General features: G+C 77.1%; 1 protein-coding gene and 2 pseudogenes. 2 read left to right on the top strand and 1 reads right to left on the bottom strand.

The annotated features are described in order from the left end of the window. Nucleotides 1-341, bottom strand: a pseudogene (locus ACFUEL_RS39430) (hypothetical protein); the annotation flags it as partial. 320 nt (nucleotides 342-661) lie between these two features. On the opposite strand from ACFUEL_RS39430, the gene ACFUEL_RS39425 reads away from it, so the two are divergent. After that, a complete protein-coding gene (locus tag ACFUEL_RS39425) occupies nucleotides 662-1,339 on the top strand; it encodes a response regulator transcription factor (RefSeq protein WP_380242999.1) in 678 nt (225 codons plus the stop codon). A gap of 7 nt (nucleotides 1,340-1,346) precedes the next feature. Then, nucleotides 1,347-1,688, top strand: a pseudogene (locus ACFUEL_RS39420) (hypothetical protein); the annotation flags it as partial.

Here is a 1,688-nt window from a genome sequence, read left to right as displayed (position 1 = left end):
ACCACCGCGAGGGCGGCGACCTTGCCGCCCGGAACGGCCGCGGCGGCCTTCGCCAGGGCCTGGTCGGCGGGGACGGCGGGCAGCGCGGCGGGGGCGAGCCTCCCGTCCTCGGCACGGCCGCCCTGCACGACGGTGGCGCCGGGCGGCAGCGCCCGGCCGCCGAGGACGGCCTCGACCGAGCCGTCCTCGCCGCGGACCACCAGCGGGCCGGCCCCGCCGCCCGGCAGCCCGGGGACGCCCGGGGCGCGGACCGGGCCCTTCAGCACGTGGGCGCGGTCGAACACGGGCACCGAGCGGTCGTGGTGGCGCTCCAGCGCGACGCCCGCGCCGACGGCCGCCACGCCCAGCACGACCGCCGCGGACGAGGGACCGCGGCCGACCCGGACTCCGGCAGCGCCGGCTTGGTCAGGTCGGCCGCTTCGGCCGCGTCGGACGCTGCGGGCGCGGCTGCGGCTGCGGCTGCGGACGCGGGCCTGGACTCGGACTCGGACTCGGACTCGGGCTCGGGCGACTGCGGTGCGGACATCTGGGTGGACCCCCTCGTGGGAAAGCGGCCGGGGACCGATCCCGTCCGGCCGGGCGCCCAGCATGCAGCCGCCCGCCTGAAGCCAGGCTGAAGCCGCCCCGCCCGCCGCGCCGGACACCTGCGACGCTGTCTGCCATGCGGGTACTGGTGGTGGAGGACGAACGGCGGCTCGCCGCCACGCTGCAGCGCGGGCTGCGGGCCGAGGGCTTCGCCGTCGACCTCGCCCACGACGGCGAGGAGGGGCTGTGGCTGGCCACCGAGCACGACTACGACGTGATCGTGCTCGACATCATGCTGCCCCGGCTGAACGGCTACCGGGTCTGCTCCCGGCTGCGCGCGGCCGGTGACGAGACGCCGATCCTGATGCTCACCGCCAAGGACGGCGAACTCGACGAGGCCGAGGCCCTGGACACCGGCGCCGACGACTTCCTCTCCAAGCCCTTCTCGTACGTGGTGCTGGTCGCCCGGCTGCGCGCCCTGGTCCGCCGCACCGGGCGCCGGCTGCCGCAGACCCTGGAGTTCGGCGACCTGTCGATCGACCCGTCCCGCCGGACCTGCACCCGGGCGGGTACCGAAGTGCGTTTGACCACACGGGAGTTCGCGGTGCTGGAGTGCCTGGCGCGGGCGTCCGGCGGGGTGGTGTCCAAGCGGGAGATCCTGGAGAGCGTCTGGGACTCCGCCTTCGACGGCGACCCCAACATCGTCGAGGTGCACATCAGCGCCCTGCGCCGGAAGATCGACGCCCCGTTCGGCCGCAGCGCGGTCGGAACGGTGCGCGGAGCCGGCTACCGGCTGGCGGTGGACGGTGGCTGACCCGGCGGTGACCGACCCGGAAGCGGCCGGCCGGACGCCGGTCGACCGGCCGCCGACCGGCCGGACGCGGGCGCTGCAGCTGCGCCGCGCCCTGCGCCGCCTGGTGCCGCGCTCGGTGCGGGCCCGGGCGACCTTCGCCGCCACCGCCGTGGTGGCCCTGGCGCTGGGCGGCACGGCGATGGCGCTGCTCGGCGTGCTGCAGGCCAACCTGACCCGGGACGTCCGGGAGAGCGCCGCCCGGCAGGTCGACGAGGTGGCCGCGGTGGCGGTGCGCGAGCACCTGCCGCCGGTCATCTCCAACCCCGGCGGCGGCTCGGTCCGGGTCTTCGACGCCGAGGGGAACCTGATC

This window comes from Kitasatospora sp. NPDC057198, assembly GCF_042670125.1.
Classification (GTDB): domain Bacteria; phylum Actinomycetota; class Actinomycetes; order Streptomycetales; family Streptomycetaceae; genus Kitasatospora.
The sequence above is the reverse complement of the archived record's forward strand: the minus strand, read 5'-3'. Positions and strand labels throughout refer to the sequence as shown.

What these genes read in the sequence shown, in the direction of transcription:
- ACFUEL_RS39425 (WP_380242999.1), top strand. Translation starts at nt 662, where the DNA reads ATGCGGGTACTGGTGGTGGAGGACGAACGGCGGCTCGCCGCCACGCTG.